17 protein-coding genes are annotated in these 15885 nt (G+C 75.1%); 2 read left to right on the plus strand and 15 right to left on the minus strand.

Annotated features, from left to right (window positions below; translation table 11 throughout):
- Window positions 1–8 precede the first annotated feature (8 nt).
- Entirely contained in the window at window positions 9–1220 is a 1212-nt protein-coding gene (locus tag J2X49_RS12185; RefSeq protein WP_310126702.1) for an isochorismate synthase, read from the plus strand.
- Window positions 1221–1234: 14 nt separating this feature from the next.
- On the opposite strand, the gene J2X49_RS12190 is transcribed toward J2X49_RS12185, so the two are convergent.
- Genes J2X49_RS12190 through J2X49_RS12210 form a run of 5 tightly spaced genes read right to left on the minus strand, consistent with a single transcriptional unit; the run spans window position 1235 to window position 6349 of the window.
- On the minus strand, window positions 1235–2176 hold the full coding sequence (locus tag J2X49_RS12190) for a PPK2 family polyphosphate kinase (RefSeq protein WP_310126704.1): 942 nt from the start codon (window positions 2174–2176) through the stop codon (window positions 1235–1237).
- 23 nt (window positions 2177–2199) lie between these two features.
- Window positions 2200–3378, minus strand: coding sequence for an AI-2E family transporter (locus J2X49_RS12195; RefSeq protein WP_310126706.1), 1179 nt, complete (start codon window positions 3376–3378; stop codon window positions 2200–2202).
- Window positions 3378–4244 carry an SDR family oxidoreductase gene (locus J2X49_RS12200; protein ID WP_310126709.1) on the minus strand — a complete coding sequence of 289 codons (867 nt, stop codon included), beginning with the start codon at window positions 4242–4244 and terminating at the stop codon, window positions 3378–3380. The genes J2X49_RS12195 and J2X49_RS12200 overlap by 1 nt, the downstream gene beginning before the upstream one ends.
- Window positions 4225–5892, minus strand: a complete 1668-nt coding sequence (gene menD, locus J2X49_RS12205) for a 2-succinyl-5-enolpyruvyl-6-hydroxy-3-cyclohexene-1-carboxylic-acid synthase (protein ID WP_310126712.1) — start codon at window positions 5890–5892, stop codon at window positions 4225–4227. Before menD ends, J2X49_RS12200 begins: the two co-directional genes overlap by 20 nt.
- A complete protein-coding gene (locus J2X49_RS12210) occupies window positions 5885–6349 on the minus strand; it encodes a PLDc N-terminal domain-containing protein (protein ID WP_128188407.1) in 465 nt (154 codons plus the stop codon). The genes menD and J2X49_RS12210 overlap by 8 nt, the downstream gene beginning before the upstream one ends.
- Window positions 6350–6397: 48 nt before the next feature.
- Here J2X49_RS12210 and J2X49_RS12215 point away from each other — a divergent pair, with 48 nt between their 5' ends.
- Window positions 6398–6757: a DUF4229 domain-containing protein gene (locus J2X49_RS12215; RefSeq protein WP_310126717.1), complete on the plus strand. Its 360-nt coding sequence runs from the start codon at window positions 6398–6400 to the stop codon at window positions 6755–6757.
- Window positions 6758–6773: 16 nt separating this feature from the next.
- On the opposite strand, the gene J2X49_RS12220 is transcribed toward J2X49_RS12215, so the two are convergent.
- The 10 genes from J2X49_RS12220 to J2X49_RS12265 all read right to left on the minus strand — a co-directional run bounded on the left by J2X49_RS12220 (window position 6774) and on the right by J2X49_RS12265 (window position 15869).
- Window positions 6774–7862: a hypothetical protein gene (locus tag J2X49_RS12220; protein WP_310126720.1), complete on the minus strand. Its 1089-nt coding sequence runs from the start codon at window positions 7860–7862 to the stop codon at window positions 6774–6776.
- A gap of 23 nt (window positions 7863–7885) precedes the next feature.
- Complete coding sequence (locus J2X49_RS12225; RefSeq protein WP_310126724.1) at window positions 7886–8587, minus strand: hypothetical protein; 702 nt, start codon at window positions 8585–8587, stop codon at window positions 7886–7888.
- Between the two features lie 77 nt (window positions 8588–8664).
- Window positions 8665–9621 carry a 1,4-dihydroxy-2-naphthoate polyprenyltransferase gene (locus J2X49_RS12230; protein ID WP_310126727.1) on the minus strand — a complete coding sequence of 319 codons (957 nt, stop codon included), beginning with the start codon at window positions 9619–9621 and terminating at the stop codon, window positions 8665–8667.
- A gap of 122 nt (window positions 9622–9743) precedes the next feature.
- Window positions 9744–10745, minus strand: coding sequence for an AMP-binding protein (locus J2X49_RS12235; RefSeq protein ID WP_128189215.1), 1002 nt, complete (start codon window positions 10743–10745; stop codon window positions 9744–9746).
- 35 nt (window positions 10746–10780) lie between these two features.
- Window positions 10781–11680 (minus strand): 1,4-dihydroxy-2-naphthoyl-CoA synthase, encoded by a 900-nt coding sequence (locus J2X49_RS12240; protein WP_310126733.1) that lies wholly within the window; start codon window positions 11678–11680, stop codon window positions 10781–10783.
- Window positions 11681–11755: 75 nt separating this feature from the next.
- Window positions 11756–12799, minus strand: a complete 1044-nt coding sequence (locus tag J2X49_RS12245; protein WP_310126736.1) for a hypothetical protein — start codon at window positions 12797–12799, stop codon at window positions 11756–11758.
- A gap of 82 nt (window positions 12800–12881) precedes the next feature.
- Entirely contained in the window at window positions 12882–14012 is a 1131-nt protein-coding gene (locus tag J2X49_RS12250; protein WP_310126739.1) for a hypothetical protein, read from the minus strand.
- A gap of 69 nt (window positions 14013–14081) precedes the next feature.
- Window positions 14082–14468 (minus strand): hypothetical protein, encoded by a 387-nt coding sequence (locus J2X49_RS12255; protein ID WP_128189211.1) that lies wholly within the window; start codon window positions 14466–14468, stop codon window positions 14082–14084.
- An 88-nt stretch (window positions 14469–14556) separates the two neighbouring features.
- Window positions 14557–15501 carry a hypothetical protein gene (locus J2X49_RS12260; protein WP_310126742.1) on the minus strand — a complete coding sequence of 315 codons (945 nt, stop codon included), beginning with the start codon at window positions 15499–15501 and terminating at the stop codon, window positions 14557–14559.
- Window positions 15502–15533: 32 nt separating this feature from the next.
- On the minus strand, window positions 15534–15869 hold the full coding sequence (locus J2X49_RS12265) for a hypothetical protein (protein ID WP_246992324.1): 336 nt from the start codon (window positions 15867–15869) through the stop codon (window positions 15534–15536).
- Window positions 15870–15885 lie beyond the last annotated feature (16 nt).

Below are 15885 nucleotides of genomic sequence, written 5' to 3' on the forward strand. Positions count from 1 at the left end.
TGGCTGGCATGCCAGGCCTGCGGGTGCGCACCGAGCGCGCGGAGCTCGGGCGCCTGCTGGAGCACGCCGACCCGCGCGCGCCGCTCGCGATCCGGCGCGGCGCCGACGGCATCGTCGGCCGCGGCGAGGCGCTCCGGCTCGAGTTCTCGGGCCCGTCCCGGCTGTCGGACGCGGCGGATGCGTGGCGTCGGGTCGCCGAGGACGCGGTCGTCGACGACGCGGTCGGCGTGCCCGGCACGGGGCTCGTCGCCTTCGGCGCCTTCGCGTTCGACGACGACTCGGCGGCCACGAGCGTGCTCATCGTGCCGCAGGTCGTGGTGGGGCGCCGCGGCGACGACGAGTGGATCACCTGGATCGGCGACGAGGGCCGCCTGCACCCGACGGCGGTCGACGAGGTGCGCGTCGAGCTGGCCGACGGCGCGATCGACGCCGAGCGCTACCGGGCCGTCGTGGCCGAGGCGACCGAGCGCATCCGCTCGGGCGAGGCCGAGAAGCTCGTGGTCGCGCGCGACCGCGTGGGGCAGCTGCCGCCCGACGGCGACGTGCGCTCGGTCGCGGTCGGGCTCGTGCAGCGCTACCCCGATGCCGTCACGTACGCGGTCGACGGGCTCGTCGGCGCGAGCCCGGAGACGCTCGTGGCGGCGCACCGCGGGCACTTCTTCTCGCGGGTGCTCGCGGGCACCGCGGCTCGCGGGGCGACGCCGGCGCGCGATGCGGAGATCGCCGAGGCGCTCGCGTCGGGCGACAAGGACCTGCGCGAGCACCGGTTCGCGGCCGACTCGGCGATGGCGGTGCTGCGCGAGCTCGCGCCCGACGCGCGGGCGTCGGAGCCGTTCCCGCTGCGGCTGCCGAACCTCTGGCACCTCGCGACCGACATCACCGGCACGCTCGGCGAGGGGCGCTCGACGCTCGACGTGCTCGCGCTGCTGCACCCGACCGCGGCGGTCGCCGGCACGCCGCGCGCGGCGTCGCTGCGCATCATCCGCGAGCTCGAGGGCGTCGACCGCGGCCGCTACGCGGGCCCGGTCGGCTGGGTCGACGGCGACGGCGGCGGCGAATGGGTGATCGCGCTGCGCGGCGCCGAGATCGCGCCCGACGGCGCGATCCGCGCGTTCGCGGGCGCCGGCATCGTCGCGGGCTCCGATCCCGCGGCCGAGCTCGCCGAGACCGCTGTGAAGCTGCGGCCGATCACCGACGCGCTCGCCGACCCGCTGCCGTAGCCGGAGGCGGCGCCCTACTCGGTCGCCGCCTTCGCCTGCTTCTTGTCCTTCTTGGCCTGCTTCTCCTTGGCCTTGCCCTTCGCCTTCGCCTCGGCCTTCGCCTCCTCGGTCGGCGGCGTACCGCCGAGGGCGATCAGCTTCTCGCGCTCGACCGCGACGTCGAAGTCGGCCTCGGGCCACTGCGGGTCGATGCCCTCGAGCGCCTCGACGAGCAGCTCCTGCACCGCGAGCCGCGCGTACCACTTGCGGTCGGCGGGCACCACGTTCCACGGCGCCGCGGCGCGCGCGGTGCGGTTGATGGCGATCTGGTACGCCTCCATGTAGTCGGGGAAGCGGGTGCGCTCCTCGACGTCGTTGGGGTTGTACTTCCAGTGCTTGTCGGGGCGGTCGAGACGCTCGAGCAGGCGGGCGCCCTGCTCCTCGAACGAGACGTGCAGCATCACCTTGACCACCGCGATGCCGCGCTCCACGAGCCCCCGCTCGAACTCGACGATCTTCCCGTAGCGCTCCTGGATCACGTCGGGCGCCGAGAAGCCGCGCACGCGGTGGATCAGCACGTCCTCGTAGTGGGAGCGGTCGAAGACGGCGATCTGGCCGGCCGTCGGCAGCGCCGGCTCGAAGCGCCACAGGAAGTCGTGGCGCTTCTCGGCGTCGGTGGGCGCCTTGAAGGCGGTGATCTTGACGCCCTGCGGGTCGACCTGGCCGAGCACGTGGCGCATGATGCCGCCCTTGCCGGCGGTGTCCATCCCCTGCACGACGAGCAGCACCGAGCGCTCGTCGCCCGCCTTGCTCGCGGCGAACAGCCGCTCCTGGAGCTGCGAGAGGTGGTCGGCCCCGGCCGCGAGCGCGGCCTGCCCCGCGAGCTTGTCGCCGTCGAAGCCGGGCGTGGATGCGGGATCCACGTCGTCGAGGCGGACGGAGCGGGTGATGCGGAGCGCGTCGGTGATCGCTGTCATGGGCCAGAGACTAGCCCCCGCTGTCAGCGAGTCTGCGGTGAGCCCTCAGCGCGCGGCCGGACGCCGGGCGCGACGGCGCGGCCGAGCCTGCCGCCCGGCGGGGCGTCGAGCTTGCTCGACATGAGCTTGCTCGCCCAGGCGAGCCGCGGATCGGGGTCGATCAGCAGCGTCTTGACCGCGAGCGTCGACGGCAGCGCCAGCAGCGCGCCGATGGGGCCGAGCGCGAACGCCCACACGAGCAGCGACAGGAACGAGGTCGCGGGCGTGACGCCCACCGCATCCCCGGCGACCTTCGGCTGCACGAGCGACTGCATCACGAAGTTGATGACGCTGAAGAGGATCGCGGTCGCGAGGGCGTTGATGGGGCCGTTGGCGAGCAGCGCCATGAGCGTGGGCGGGATCACGCCGAGCACGAAGCCGACGTTGGGGATGTAGTTGGTCACGAAGGCGAACACGGCCCAGACGAGCGCGAGCGGCACCCCCAGCAGCATGAGCGCGATGAGGTCGAGCGCCGAGACGATGAGGCCGAACAGCGTCGTCACGACCCAGTAGCGCTGCACCCCGGCGGCGAAGCGGTCGATGCCGCGCACCATGCCCGGGTTCGTCACCGCGATGCGCTGCATGCGCTCGGGCAGCTGCACGGAGTCCCAGGCGAGGAAGAAGACCACGACGAAGAGCGTCGCGACGAAGGCGAGCGCGCTGCCCGCGTCGGAGGCGAGCGCGCCGACGGCGCCGGCGATCGCGCTCGGGCTGAAGGCGCTCTGCAGCTGCTCGAGCGCCTCGTCCTGCGAGACGCCGAGGGTCTCGAGCCAGGCGAGCACGTCGCGGTACATCGCGTTGAAGCGGGCCGAGTAGCCGGGGAGCTCGGTCACGAGCGACTGCACCGACCAGTAGATCGACCACAGGAGCGCGAGCAGGAACGCGTAGACCGTCAGCAGCGACGCGAGGGCCGCGACCATCCGGGGCGCGCCGATGCGCAGCAGCCACTGCTGCAGCGGCATCACGGCGATGACGAGGTTGAAGCCGAGGAAGACGGGGGCGAGGAACGATGCGACCTGGCTGAGCAGGATGAGCACCGCGAACACGGCGATGACGGACAGCAGCACGATGAGGGTGCGCGGCAGCATCCACCGGCGCTCGACCGCCTCGGTCACCTGCGGCACCGGCGGCAGCTCGCGCCTGCGCTGCCAGGGCCAGCGCATCAGCGGTGCTCCGTCCGCTCCGCGGCCGACGGCGACGGGGCCGCGCGTCCCGTGAAGCCGTCCATGCCCTCGTTGACGCCCAGCGCATCCGCCACCAGGTCGGCGAGGGCGGTCGGCAGCGCCTTGATGACGGGCACGAGCCGCACGAGCGGCGGCAGCGCGAGCAGCGGACGGCGCGACTCGATGGCGGCGAGGATCTGCGTGGCGACGCGCGCCTGCGACAGGATCGGCAGCAGCGCCGGCACCTTGGTCGTGACGCCGTCGAACATGCCCGTGTCGATGTAGAACGGCGCGACGGTGAGGGTCGTGATGGGCGAGCGCTCCTTGCGGAGCTCGGCCCGCAGCGACTCCATGAAGCCGACGGCGGCGAACTTCGAGGCGGCGTAGTCGGTCTGGCCGGCGACGCCGATGAAGCCCGCGGCGCTCGCCACGGTGACGATGCGGCCGCGGCCGCGGTCGCGCATGGCCGGCAGCAGCGCCCGGGTGACGAGGATGGGCGCGATCGCGTTCACGCGCATCGTGCGGTCGATCTGCGCCGGCGTCAGCTCGGCGAGGGGGCGGCCAGAGACCACGCCGGCGTTGTTGACGAGCACGTCGACGGGGCCGAGCATGAGCGTCTCGGCAGCAGCGAGCTCGATCGCGTCGGCGTCGGCGAGGTCGACGACGACCGCGCTGCCGCGCCCGCCCGCCTCGTCGGCCTCGGCGGCCACGACGCGTGCGGCGGCGCCGTCGCGATCCCAGATGACGACGTGCGCGCCGCGGCGGGCGGCGCCGAGCGCGACGAGCCGCCCGATGCCGCTCGCGCCGCCGGTGACGACGATCGTCGAGCCTGCGTCGATCCGCAGGTCAGAGCTGCTGCTGCCCATCCGTGTCCCCTTCCAGCACTGCCTCGATGATGCCCGGTCGGGACTGCGAGAGGGCTCGGCGGAGGCCGGCGCGATCGGTGACGCGCTCGAAGGGCCAGCCGTAGGCGGCGGCGAGGTGCTCGAGGTCGACGTCGTGCGGGGTGCGCTGCACGCGCGCGAAGTCGTCGAGGTGGGCGCTCCCGGCGACCTCGAGCAGGTCGAAGAGCGAGCCGCCCCGGTCGTTGCCGACGACGATCTGCAGCCGTGGCCGCTCCTCCCCCGGCGGCACGAGCAGCCCGCCGGCGTCGTGCAGCAGCGCGAGGTCGCCGATGAGCAGGCGCGTGAGTCCGGCGCCGCCGGAGCGCTCGTGCGCGATGGCGATGCCGGATGCGGTGCTCACGGTGCCGTCGATGCCGGCGAGGCCGCGGTTGGCTCGGGCGGTGACCGCCTTGGGACCGGCGTGCGCGTCGAGCTCGCGGATGAGTCGCGAGGCGGCGACCACGAGCCGGTCGTGCGGCCAGGTGCGCTCCCACACCTGCGTGACGAGGTCGCGGCGCGAGATGGGGCGGCGGCCCTCGGCGAGCTCCGCCTTCGCGTAGTCGGCGCGCGAGAGCGCCGAGTCGGGGGCGGCCTCGGCGTCGCGCTCGGCGGCGAGCGCGCGGCCGGCGCGCACCCAGCGGTCGATCCAGTCGGCGTCGGCGCCCGGCTCGGCCTCCTCGACCTCGATGCGGCCGCTGAGCACGGTGCTCGCGCCGGTGCCGCGCACGTTGTCCTGCCCGGCGCGCCCGATCGCGACGACCTCGACGTCGGGGCGGCGGATGAGCCCGGTCACGGCCCGCGACAGCGTCGGGTGGCCGACGACCACGACGCGGCGCACCTCGTCGGCGAGCTGCGGGATGACGTCGCGCCCGTGCTGCACGAGCAGCGGCCCGAAGCGCGCGCCCGAGGTGGGCTCGGCGATGAGCGGCGCCGCGATCGCCTCGGCGAGGTCGACGGCCGCGGGCCCGGCGTCGGCGCCCGCGATCACCACCGTGCGCTCGGCCGGCCGCAGCACGGCGGTCGGCATGGGCGGGCGCTCGACCCGCTCGACGGGCAGCGGCCGCGCCGGCTCGCCGCCCGAGAGCGGCTCGCGGAAGGCGATGTTCAGGTGCACGGGGCCGGGCTCGGTGTGCGCGTCGTCGCGCCAGCCGAGCGCGGCCCGCGCGGCGGCGACCGCGTCGCCCTCGGGGTCGACGAGCGCATCCGCCGAGATGTCGAGCAGCACGCGCGCCGCGTCGCCGAAGATGCCCGGCTGGTGCGCCGTCTGGTTGGCGCGGATGCCCTGCAGCTCGGCGGGACGGTCGGCGGTGATCGCGATGAGCGGCACGTCGCTGTGGTGCGCCTCGAGCATCGCGGGGTGCAGGTTGGCGACGGCGGTGCCGCTCGTGACGACGATCGCGGCGGGCCGGCCGGTCTCGCGCGCGAGACCGAGTGCCAGGAACGCGGCCGTGCGCTCGTCGACGCGCACGTGCAGCGCGAGCTCGCCCTCGCGCGCCATGCGCGCGGCGGCGAGGGCGATGGCCTGCGAGCGGGAGCCCGGGCAGACGACGATGTCGGCGACCCCGGCGGCGGCGAGCGCGGCGACCAGCCGGTCGGCGTAGGCGGCGGCCGGCAGGGCCGCCTCAGGCACGTGCGGCGTCGCCGTCGTCGGGCGCGCGGCGCCCGGTGCCGTCGGCGTCGCCGTCGGCCTCGTCCTCGGGGCCGACGACCGGCGGGTGGGGCTTCGGCCGCGGCTCGGGGTCGGGCGCGCGCTCGGGGGCAGGCGGAGGCCCGAAGTCCTCGGACTCGAGCGCGGCGAGCTGCGCCTCGATCTCGGCGATGCGGCGGTCGGCCTCCTCGTCGGTCACGTCGGGCGAGCGGGAGAACGAGGGGTCGTCGTCGGGCGCCATCGGGCGGGCGTCGGCGCGCGGGCCCTTGCCCCACGCGAGCCACGCGATCGGTCCGAAGACGGGGACCACGACGATGAGCACGACCCACAGCACGCGGTTGAGGCGGCGGACGCGGCGATCGTCGGTGACCGTCAGGTCGACGAGCGCGTAGACCGTGACCACGAGGGCCAGGATCCCGCCGATGATGAGCCACCTCATGACCCCAGCGTACGTCCCCTGCCTATGGGGCGCTCATAGACTTGGTGCATGGCCCCCTCGATGCGCTACCTGCTCGTGCGCGCTGCGCTCTTCCTCGTGCCGTTCGCGGTGCTGATGGTCGCGCAGGTGCCGTGGTGGCTCTCGCTCATCGTCTCGCTCGCCTTCGCCTTCGCCGCCTCGATCGTGTTCTTCCCGAAACTGCGCGACGAGGCCGCGGCCGACCTGCAGCGGATGCGCGAGGGCCGCAGGCGCGATGGCGCGGGCCCCGACGACGCGGACGTCGAGGACGAGGCGCTCGATCGGCCGACCGCGGCGCCCGACGCGGACGACGCCCAGGCGACGGCGGACGAGCCGGTCGCCGACGCGCGCGACCCGCGCGACGACCCCGAGGCATCCGGCCCCCGCTGAACCCGGCGCGCGACGCTCAGCCGCAGGGCTGCCACTCGGGCGGCACCTCGGCCTCCGGCGTCGCGGTGGCGCCGACACGCGTCTGGCGCACCGTGCAGGCGAAGTCGATGCCGCCGCCGTCGCGGGCTGTGGCGCGCACCCCCACCCAGAGATCGGCCGGCGCGGCGGAGCCCTCGGCGAGCGCACGCAGGGGCACGTCGAGCTCGAGCGCGCCGTCGTCGGCGATCTGCAGCTGCGCGGTGTCGCCGAGGCCGAGCAGCGCCCCCGCTGGCGCCGGGCAGCTGGACGCCGCCTGGCATGCGACGCCGTGCGCGAGGGCGAGCCGCCGGGCCTCGTCGATGAGACCCTCCGACGCCCGCCAGGCGGGCAGCCCGGTCTCTGCGGGCGTCGCCGGGTCGCCGTCGACGCGGATCGTCGACGGCTCGATGCTGACGAGGCCCTCGTCGATCGGCTCCGTGCGGTAGAGGCCCGGGTACAGCAGCGTGCCGCCGACGCCGCCGATCTCGACGCCCAGCAGGCGCGGCAGCACGCCGACACCGCGCTCCTGCTCGAGCACGACGCGCTCCGCGAGGCTCGTCGTCAGCCGCCACCCGTCCGGGTCGCGCACCGCGGCGAGCCGCCGCTCGATGCGGCCCGGGCCGCCGGAGAGCTCGACGAGCACGGCTGCGGCGTCGCCGTCGAGCTCGACGGCCGCGACGTCGAACCGCCGGGTGCGGTCGGCGGCGGCGAGCGCCGCGTCGGTCAGCAGCGGTGCGTCGCCCTCGACCGGCACGAGCGCGGTCGCGTCGTCGGCGCGGCCGTCGGCGATCGCCCCGATGTAGTCGAGCGCCAGCTCGGTGAGCGCCGCGGTGTCGGCAGCCTCGGCCTGGCGCTGCACGGCCTGCACGATCGCGGCGGTCGAGCCGCCCGTGACGAGCAGCGCGGCGAGGATGACGCCGGCGATGAGCCTCCGGCGGCCAGCGCCGTTGCCCGTGCGGTCGACGTCGGGCGCCGGCTGCGGCTCGGCGGCGGATGCCTGGGATGCGTCGACACGGTCGCGCCCTTCGTCGACCGCGCCGGCCGGCGGCTCCGGCGGCATCTCGAACTCCGGCATCCTCGACGGCACGGGTCCATCATGGCGCGCCGCGCTCATCCGGTGAACGTCGGCAGCGTGCCCTCCCACTCGACGAGCTCGACGGATCCCTCCGGGAAGGCGATGGCCGTCAGGCGCGGGTCGTCCGGGTCGGTCGCCGCCGCGTCGACGCGGCCCGCAGCGAGGTCGAGCGCGAGCTGCACGATGAGCGGCTGCAGCGCCTCCTCCTCCGCGAGGCGGTCGAGGGCGGTGTAGGCAGCGCAGACGTCGCTGAACGGCAGCCCCTCGGCCTCCTCGATCGCGACGTGCTCCATCGCCGCGTCGAGCTCGTCGAAGCCGTCGATCGTCGCGAGCGCCGCGCGGACATGCTCCGCATCGATCGACGCGCCCATCGCTGGGACCACCGTGAGGCGCGGATCTGCGCCGCCGCGCACGTCGACGGTCGCGATGGACTCGGGGTGCGCCGCGACCAGCGGCCGGCGCGCGTCGATGAGCGCCGCCCTGATCCGATCGGCGGCGGCAGCAGATGCAGGCAGCATCGCGAGCTCCGAGCCGAGCGCGCTCCGGTCGAGGCACAGCTGCAGGTCGGGCTCGGGCAACGGCTGCGCGGGCGAGGTCGACGACGTCGGAGCCGCCGGGGTCGTCTGGGTGCCGGCGGTCGACGCGGCGCACCCCGCGAGCGCCACCGAGACCGCGACGGCCCCGACGAGCAGGCTCAGGCCCGCAGCTGCTGCACGAGCGGAGCGATCGGGGCGCATGCCCTCACCGTACGGCTGCACGGGCCGGGGGGGTCACGATCCGGTCACGACTGCGGCGAGACGGCGCAGCAGTCGCGTCAGGCGCTGACGAAGCCCGCCGGGCCGGCCCAGATCGCGATCGCGAGGCCGACGCCGTAGAGCAGCGCCGTCATGCCGGTGAGGCCGAGCGCCGTGATGAGGTCGCGCGGCGAGCGGGCCATGATCACGATCACCATCGCCGGGCCCGCGAGCAGCAGCACCGCGAAGACCGCGAAGCCGTAGGCGAGCGCGTAGGAGAAGATCCACAGGATGACGAACGGCACGAGCATGAGCGCCACGTAGAGCGCCTTCGACGCGCGTCGGCCGATGAGGGTGGCGAGGCTGCGCTTGCCCGCCGCGCGGTCGGTCTCGATGTCGCGCAGGTTGTTGCACAGCATGAGCGCGGCCGAGATGGCGCCGATCGCGGCGCCGAGCGCGAGGGAGTCCTCGGTGACGCGGCCGATGATCGCGTAGGTCGTGCCGGCGACGGCGACCGGCCCGAAGAACAGGAACGCCATGAGCTCGCCGAGCGCGTAGTAGCCGTAGGGGCGCTTGCCGCCCGTGTAGCCCCACGCGGCGAGGATGCAGACGACGCCGACGGCGAGCAGCAGCCAGCGGCCGCTCACGAGCACGACGACGAGTCCGGCGATGGCACCGGCGGCGAGGAAGCCGATCGCGACGCTCCGCACGGCGACCGGGCTGGCCTTGCCCGCGCCGACGAGGCGTCCGGGCCCGACGCGCACCGCATCCGTGCCCCGCACCCCATCGGAGTAGTCGTTGGCGAAGTTCACGCCGATCTGCATGCAGAGCGCGAGCGCGAGGCACGCGAGCGCGATGCCGAGGTGGAAGCCCTCGGCGTTGAACGCGGCCGCGCTGCCGAGCGCCACCGGCGCGATCGCCATGCCGAGCGTGCGGGGCCGGGCGGCGGCGATCCAGTCGCGCCAGGTGGCGGGCGAGGGCGCGGTGCCCTCGTGCTGGGCGCGGCGAGCGGGGTTGCCGGAGCGGGGAGAGGCCATCGCCTCGATCGTAGCCGGGCGGCCGCAGGCGGCCCGTCGCTCGACCGGTTCAGCGCTGCACCGGCCGGATAGTCCGGTCGGCCCGGCACGGAGCCGGTTGACGGACGGCGCGCGCGGCGGCGTCAGCCGAAGATGCCGCGGCGGCGGCGCTCCTGGGTGCGGCTCGCGACGAGCCGAGCCAGGCGCTTGCGGTCGGGCTTGCCGGATGCGGTGGTCGGCATCACCGACACCGTCACCAGGTGGTTGGGCCGGGCGGGCTTGCCGAGCGCGTTCCCCACGGCGGCGCGGATCTCGGCGAGCGAAGGCTTGAGCGTCGTGACGACCGCGGGCACCTCGCCCCACTCGGGGTGCGGCGCGGCGACGACCACCGCGTCGGGCGCGAACGTCTGCACCACGTGCTCGACCGCCGCGAGCGAGATCTTGATGCCGCCCGAGTTGATGACGTCGTCGATGCGCCCCGACACCTGCAGCGTGCCGCCGACGAGGCTGCCGGCATCGCCCGTCTTGTACCAGCGGGTGCCGGAGCTGTCGGTGACGAACCGCTTCTCGGTGAGCGCCGCGTCCTCGTAGCCGTCGGCGAGCTGCGGCCCGGCGATCTCGATCTGGTCGGTGAGGCGGATCTTCACGTCGCGCAGCGGCCGACCGTCCCACACGCAGCCGCCGACCGTCTCGGTCGCGCCGTACGTGCGCGTGATGCGCCAGCCGAGCCGCGCCGCGCGCTCGATGAGGCCGAACGGCGCGCGCTGGCCGCCGAGCAGGATGCGATCGAGGCGCGCGATGGGCCCGATGAAGGAGCGGTCGAGCATCGCCGCGTCGACGAGCCGCGCGAGCTGCGTCGGCACGAGCGACGTGAACTTGCGCTCGTGCTCGAGGCTCTGCACCGCCTCGACGAAGGCCTCGGCGGTGAACGACCCCTCGGTGCGCACGAGCGGCGCGCCGGAGGCGGCGTTCCGCCAGATCACGTTGCGACCGGCGATGTACTGCTCGGGCAGTGCGAGCACCCACTGGCCGGGGCCGCCGAGCCGCTCGTTGGCCGCGTCGGTCGAGGCGGCGATGGCCTCGTCGGAGATGATGACGCGCTTGGGCACGCCGCTGGAGCCGCTCGTCTCGACGACGATCGCCATGCTCGCACCTCCTCGGTCGTCCGTGCCTTCGCTGCTCAGTACTGCCAGGGGAACGGGGACCAGTCGGGCTCCCGCTTCTCGAGGAACGCGTCGCGCCCCTCGACCGCCTCGTCGGTGCCGTACGCGAGGCGGGTCGCCTCGCCGGCGAAGATCTGCTGGCCCACGAGCCCGTCGTCGACGGCGTTGAAGGCGAACTTCAGCATCCGGATGGCCGTGGGGCTCTTCGTCAGGATCTCGCGGGCCCAGTCGAGCGCCGTCGCCTCGAGCTCCTCGTGCGGCACGGCCGCGTTGATCGCGCCCGCCTCGAGCGCCCGCTGCGCCGAGTACTCCCGGGCGAGGAAGAACACCTCGCGCGCGAACTTCTGCCCCGTCTGGCGCGCCATGTAGGCAGAGCCGTAGCCGGCGTCGAACGACCCGACGTCGGCATCCGTCTGCTTGAACCGGCCGTGCTCGGCGCTCGCGATCGTCAGGTCGCAGACCACGTGCAGCGAGTGGCCGCCGCCGGCCGCCCAGCCGGGCACGACCGCGATGACCACCTTCGGCATGAAGCGGATGAGCCGCTGCACCTCGAGGATGTGGAGGCGGCCGGAGCGCGCGGGGTCGATGGTGCCCGCGGTCTCGCCCTCGGCGTACTTGTAGCCGTCGCGGCCGCGGATGCGCTGGTCGCCGCCGGAGCAGAAGGCCCAGCCGCCGTCCTTCGGGCTCGGCCCGTTGCCGGTCAGCAGCACCACGCCGATGCGGCTGTCCTGCCGCGCGGCGTCGAGGGCGCGGTAGAGCTCGTCGACGGTGCGCGGCCGGAAGGCGTTGCGCACCTCGGGCCGGTCGAAGGCGATGCGCGCGATGCGCCCGTCGCGCGAGCGGTGCACCGTGATGTCGTCGAACCCGGGCTCCGCGTCGGCCCATTCGGCGGGGTCGAACAGGGGCGAGATGGTCACCGCTCCACCCTAGCCACCGGAGCCTGGCCGGGGGCGGGGCGCGGTGCCGATCGGCGGGCAGGCACCCCGCCCGGCTCACCGCTCGCAGGGCACGATCGGCAGGTCGAGCCGCTCGGGCTCCGGGCAGAGCCACTGGGCGGCGCCCGTGAGGCGGTCGGGCAGGGCGCGGATGCGCACCTCCGTCCAGCGGTCGCCGATCGCGATCGGCGCGCCGATGTCGACGCCGCCCGTCAGCGGGTTCACCGAGCGCAGGTGGGGCTCCTCGAGCTGCTGCACCCTCGCCGCGGCGTCGACGCCGCAGCTCGCCTCGGCCTGGCAGTCGTGCACGATGCCGAGCGCCAGGTCGGCGGCGACGACCGCGACCATCATGTCGAGCTCGAGCCCGCTCCAGATCTCCGTCACGGAGGCCGGGTCGCCGTCGACGACGAAGGCGTTGCCGACCGATCGGAAGAGCCCGGTGTCGACGCCGTCCTGCATGTAGGCGCCCGGGTAGAGCAGCATCCGCCGATTCGCCTCGAGCTCGACGGATCCGACGGAGACCTGCGCCAGCTGGTGCTCCTGGTACACCTGGGGGATCTCGGTGAGCGACGTCGTGATGCGCCAGGTGCCGTCGACCTCCTCGGCGCGCAGCAGCCGCTGCAGCTCGAGCCCACCGACGGTGTACTCGACGACCACCGTGCCGGTCGCGCCGTCCAGGTGCCCGACCGCTGCGGAGTAGTCGCGGATCGGCCGCGCAGCCGCGAGCACCTCGTCGGGCGCGAGCTGGCCGCGCAGCGTCGGTGGCACGAGCGCCGAGGCGTCCGAGGCGCGGCCCTCCGCGATCGCGGTGAGGTACTCCATCGCCGTCGCCTGCAGCGCGGCCGTGCGCGCGGCGGCGGCCGAGCCGGCGGCCCCGTGGACGCCGGCCTGGATCACCGCCCCGAGCAGCAGGCCCGCGACGCCCACCGCGACGAGCACCCGCGCGAGCCAGGCTCGCGGGCGGGCCCCGACCACCGGTGCCATCGTGAGCGCGGCCGCCGGCCCTTCGAGCTCGCCGGGCCCGGGGAACCCGTCGTCGGCGACGGTCCGCTCGGTCGCGACCGGCGGTGGCATCACGAACTGCGGCATGTCTGTCGACATGGCCGAATCATCCCGCCGCGGGACGCCTCTGACCAGGGTCCTCTTGGTGAGGAATCGACGCGTTCAGGCACCCGCTCCCGCCCTACGGGACGCACGCCTCCCAGGCCTCGACCTGCCCCGTCTCGAGGCTCGGCATGCCGCACTCCCAGTCCCCCGGATCCGCGCCGTCCGCGAAGTCGCCGCGCATGCGCACCTCGTGCCACTCGAGCTCGCCGCCTGCGTCGGTCGAGCGCGCGAGGTAGACCGACGCCTGCGTCGCATCCGCCCCCTCGAAGTACGGCTGCACCTGATGGGTCGGCACGAGCTCGCCGGGCGGGATGCCGCAGCCCTCGCGCAGCTGGCACGCGAGCCCGAACGCCATCGCGACCGGCTCGAGCCGCTCGGCGACGCCGGGCGCGACCTGCACCATCGGCGAGATCTCGACCGCCGTGCGCGCGTCGCCGTCGACGCTGAACGTGACCGACTGCGTGCTCACGAAGCCGTCGTCGTGGGCGTCGGTCATGTAGAGGGCCGGGTAGAGCAGCAGCGCGCCCGACGACGCCGGCACGCCCGCGAGCGACACGCTCGACGTGCCGGGGCCGTAGGCGTAGTTCTGCACGCGCTCCGCGAGCGAGGTCGTCACCCGCCAGCCGCCCGCCTCCCGCACCGCCTCGAGCGTGCGCGAGACGTCGGTGCGGCCGAGCACGAAGCCGACCTCGATGCGCGCCTCGTCGCCCTCGATCTGCGCGAAGCCCGCCTGCGGCTCGGTGATCCGGCCCGCTGCTGCGAGGACGGGGCCGGTGAGCAGATCGGTCGCCCCCGCGAGGCCGGGAGGCGGCACGAGCCGCGTCGCCTCCTCGGCGCGGCCGTCGGCGATCGCCGTGAGGTAGGCCATCGCCGCCTCCGTCAGCCGCGCCCGGTCGCCGTCGCCCGCCGCGCGCTCCATCCCCTGCACCGCCGAGACGAGCCCGGCCCCGAGCAGCACGCCGACGAGCGTCGCGGCGAGCAGGAGCCGCCACGGGCGCCGGACCGGCTGCGGATCCGGCCGGCCCCAGGGCTCCTCGTCCTCGTCGCTCGGCGACGCCGGCTCGCGCGAGCGCTCCGGATGCGTGGCGTGCGGCGCGGCGGACGGCTCGCCGGCCGCGCCGGTCGCGTGGGCCGCATCGGTCGCCGCGTCGCGCGCCGGAGCATCCGCCTCCGGCGGCATCGCGAAGTCGGGCATCTCCGTCGGCACGCCCTCATCCTGGCGCGGCCGCGCCCGGCGCGGGGGCGCCGTGCCCGGATCGTTATCCGTCTGCCCGGATCAGACCGGGGCGGAGAGCGCCGAGAGGAAGCCCCAGCCGAACCAGCTCGCCGCAGCGAACAGCACGAGCAGGCCGAGGCCCAGCGCGGCGCCGAACACCCCCGTGCGGCGGCCGTCCGGCTTCGTCGCCGCGATGCATCCGACCACCACGCCGCTGAGGCCGAGCACCACGGCGGCGACGAGCACCGCCACGACGAGCGGCAGCTCGCCCGGGCGCGGCGCGAAGAGGTAGCTCATCTGCTGCGCGAGCGAGACGCCGTAGAGCACGACGGCGATCGCCAGGAGCCAGAGCGACAGCGCGCCGCGGCGGGCGCTGCGGCGGTCGCGGTCGCGCGGCGCGGGCTCGCGCTCGGGCGCGTCGGTCTCGTGCAGCAGGTCCTCGAGCATGCGGCGATGCTACGCGGCGCGGCGGACGCGCGCCGTCAGCCGCGCGGGCGAGCCGCCGAGCGCGGGGCGAGGGCGCGCGCCGGCGCCGTCAGGGCCCGCACGGCCGGGGCTCCTCGCCCGCGAGCGCGCAGCGCATCCCCTCGAACGTCGACAGGTCGGGGCTCATGCGGCCCACCACCTCGAGCGCCGTGCCGACGTCGCCGGAGGCGATCGGCACGCGCACGGCGACCTCGCCCGCCTGCCCCGACCAGGGCACGACGATCGGGTCGGGCAGCGTCGACGCGTCGAAGCCGGCGGGCAGATTGCACGAGCGGTCGGCGCTGCACTCCGCCGCGAAGCCGCTGCCGGTCGCGGCGAGCTGCGAGAGCGCGGCCGCGGTGAGCGTGGGCTCGAGGTCGATCGCCGACTGCGTGCGCGGGTCGCCGTCGACGTCGACGGTGCTGCCGGGCATCGTCACGAGCGCCGTCTCGATCGGGGCGATCGTGTGCCTGCCGGGCAGGAGCAGCAGGCTGCGGGTCGCGGGCACGACACCGATCGCGTCGACCTGCACCGGCACCGACAGCGCCGACGAGATCGGCACCGGCTCGCCGAGCGTGCGCTGCATGCGCCAGGCGCCGTCGGCGAAGACCGCCTCGATGCGGCTCAGGATCGTGCGGTCGGCGACCGCGTACGAGACGTCGACGCGCGCCGTGCCGTCGCCCAGCACGACCTCGGTGATGCGCGGGCTGCGCAGCCGGCCGTCCGCCGCGATCGAGCTCGGCTGCGCCGACGCGCGCTGCGCCGAGCCGAGCAGCGCGGCGTCGGCGGTGTCGTCGTCGCCAGCCGCGATCGCGCCGAGGTACCCGAGCACCGCGTCGCGCACCGCCTGCTCCGAGCGCGGCCCGCTCTGCGCGGCGAGCGCCTGCACGCCCAGCGTCGCGCCGACGCCGACCAGCAGGGCCACGAGCGCGACCGCGATGTGCGAGCGCCGCACGCCGCCCTCGCGAGGCGGCTCCGCCTCGTCGGGCATGTGGAACTGCGGCGCCGACGCCATGGCCCCAAGGATGCCACCGCATCCGCGCCCGGCTACTGCAGGAGTCCCAGTGCGAAGCCGATCACCAGGAAGATCACGGGGTTCGAGATGACGAGCAGCCCGCCGGTGATCGCCGCCATCGTGATGTTGGCCGTGCCGCGCTTCGCCGCGGCGGTGATGGCGAAGGCGATCGAGAGCAGCGTGACGATGCCCCACACCGGCAGCAGCCAGATGACGAGGCCGTCGAGCTCGACGAACGCGATGCCGACCGAGACGAGGAACATCGCGCCGCACACGAGCGCCGCCACGAGCGCGAGGACACCCCACACCGGATTGCGGCGGCGCGCACCGGTCGCACGCGTCTCGGTCACCCAGGGCAGCTCGCTCACCCGCACAGTCTGGCAG

Origin of the sequence: Agrococcus sp. BE272 (genome assembly GCF_031457935.1) — a bacterium.
GTDB classification, from domain to species: domain Bacteria; phylum Actinomycetota; class Actinomycetes; order Actinomycetales; family Microbacteriaceae; genus Agrococcus; species Agrococcus sediminis.

Bases quoted from the DNA above. Each gene is read 5' to 3' on its own strand.
- J2X49_RS12185 (WP_310126702.1), top strand. From the start codon at position 9: ATGCCAGGCCTGCGGGTGCGCACCGAGCGCGCGGAGCTCGGGCGCCTG.
- J2X49_RS12225 (WP_310126724.1), bottom strand. From the start codon at position 8,587: ATGCGCCCCGATCGCTCCGCTCGTGCAGCAGCTGCGGGCCTGAGCCTG.
- J2X49_RS12200 (WP_310126709.1), bottom strand. From the start codon at position 4,244: ATGGGCAGCAGCAGCTCTGACCTGCGGATCGACGCAGGCTCGACGATC.
- J2X49_RS12245 (WP_310126736.1), bottom strand. From the start codon at position 12,799: ATGTCGACAGACATGCCGCAGTTCGTGATGCCACCGCCGGTCGCGACC.
- J2X49_RS12255 (WP_128189211.1), bottom strand. From the start codon at position 14,468: ATGCTCGAGGACCTGCTGCACGAGACCGACGCGCCCGAGCGCGAGCCC.
- J2X49_RS12230 (WP_310126727.1), bottom strand. From the start codon at position 9,621: ATGGCCTCTCCCCGCTCCGGCAACCCCGCTCGCCGCGCCCAGCACGAG.
- J2X49_RS12190 (WP_310126704.1), bottom strand. From the start codon at position 2,176: ATGACAGCGATCACCGACGCGCTCCGCATCACCCGCTCCGTCCGCCTC.
- J2X49_RS12235 (WP_128189215.1), bottom strand. From the start codon at position 10,745: ATGGCGATCGTCGTCGAGACGAGCGGCTCCAGCGGCGTGCCCAAGCGC.
- J2X49_RS12215 (WP_310126717.1), top strand. From the start codon at position 6,398: ATGGCCCCCTCGATGCGCTACCTGCTCGTGCGCGCTGCGCTCTTCCTC.
- J2X49_RS12195 (WP_310126706.1), bottom strand. From the start codon at position 3,378: ATGCGCTGGCCCTGGCAGCGCAGGCGCGAGCTGCCGCCGGTGCCGCAG.
- J2X49_RS12260 (WP_310126742.1), bottom strand. From the start codon at position 15,501: ATGGCGTCGGCGCCGCAGTTCCACATGCCCGACGAGGCGGAGCCGCCT.
- J2X49_RS12210 (WP_128188407.1), bottom strand. From the start codon at position 6,349: ATGAGGTGGCTCATCATCGGCGGGATCCTGGCCCTCGTGGTCACGGTC.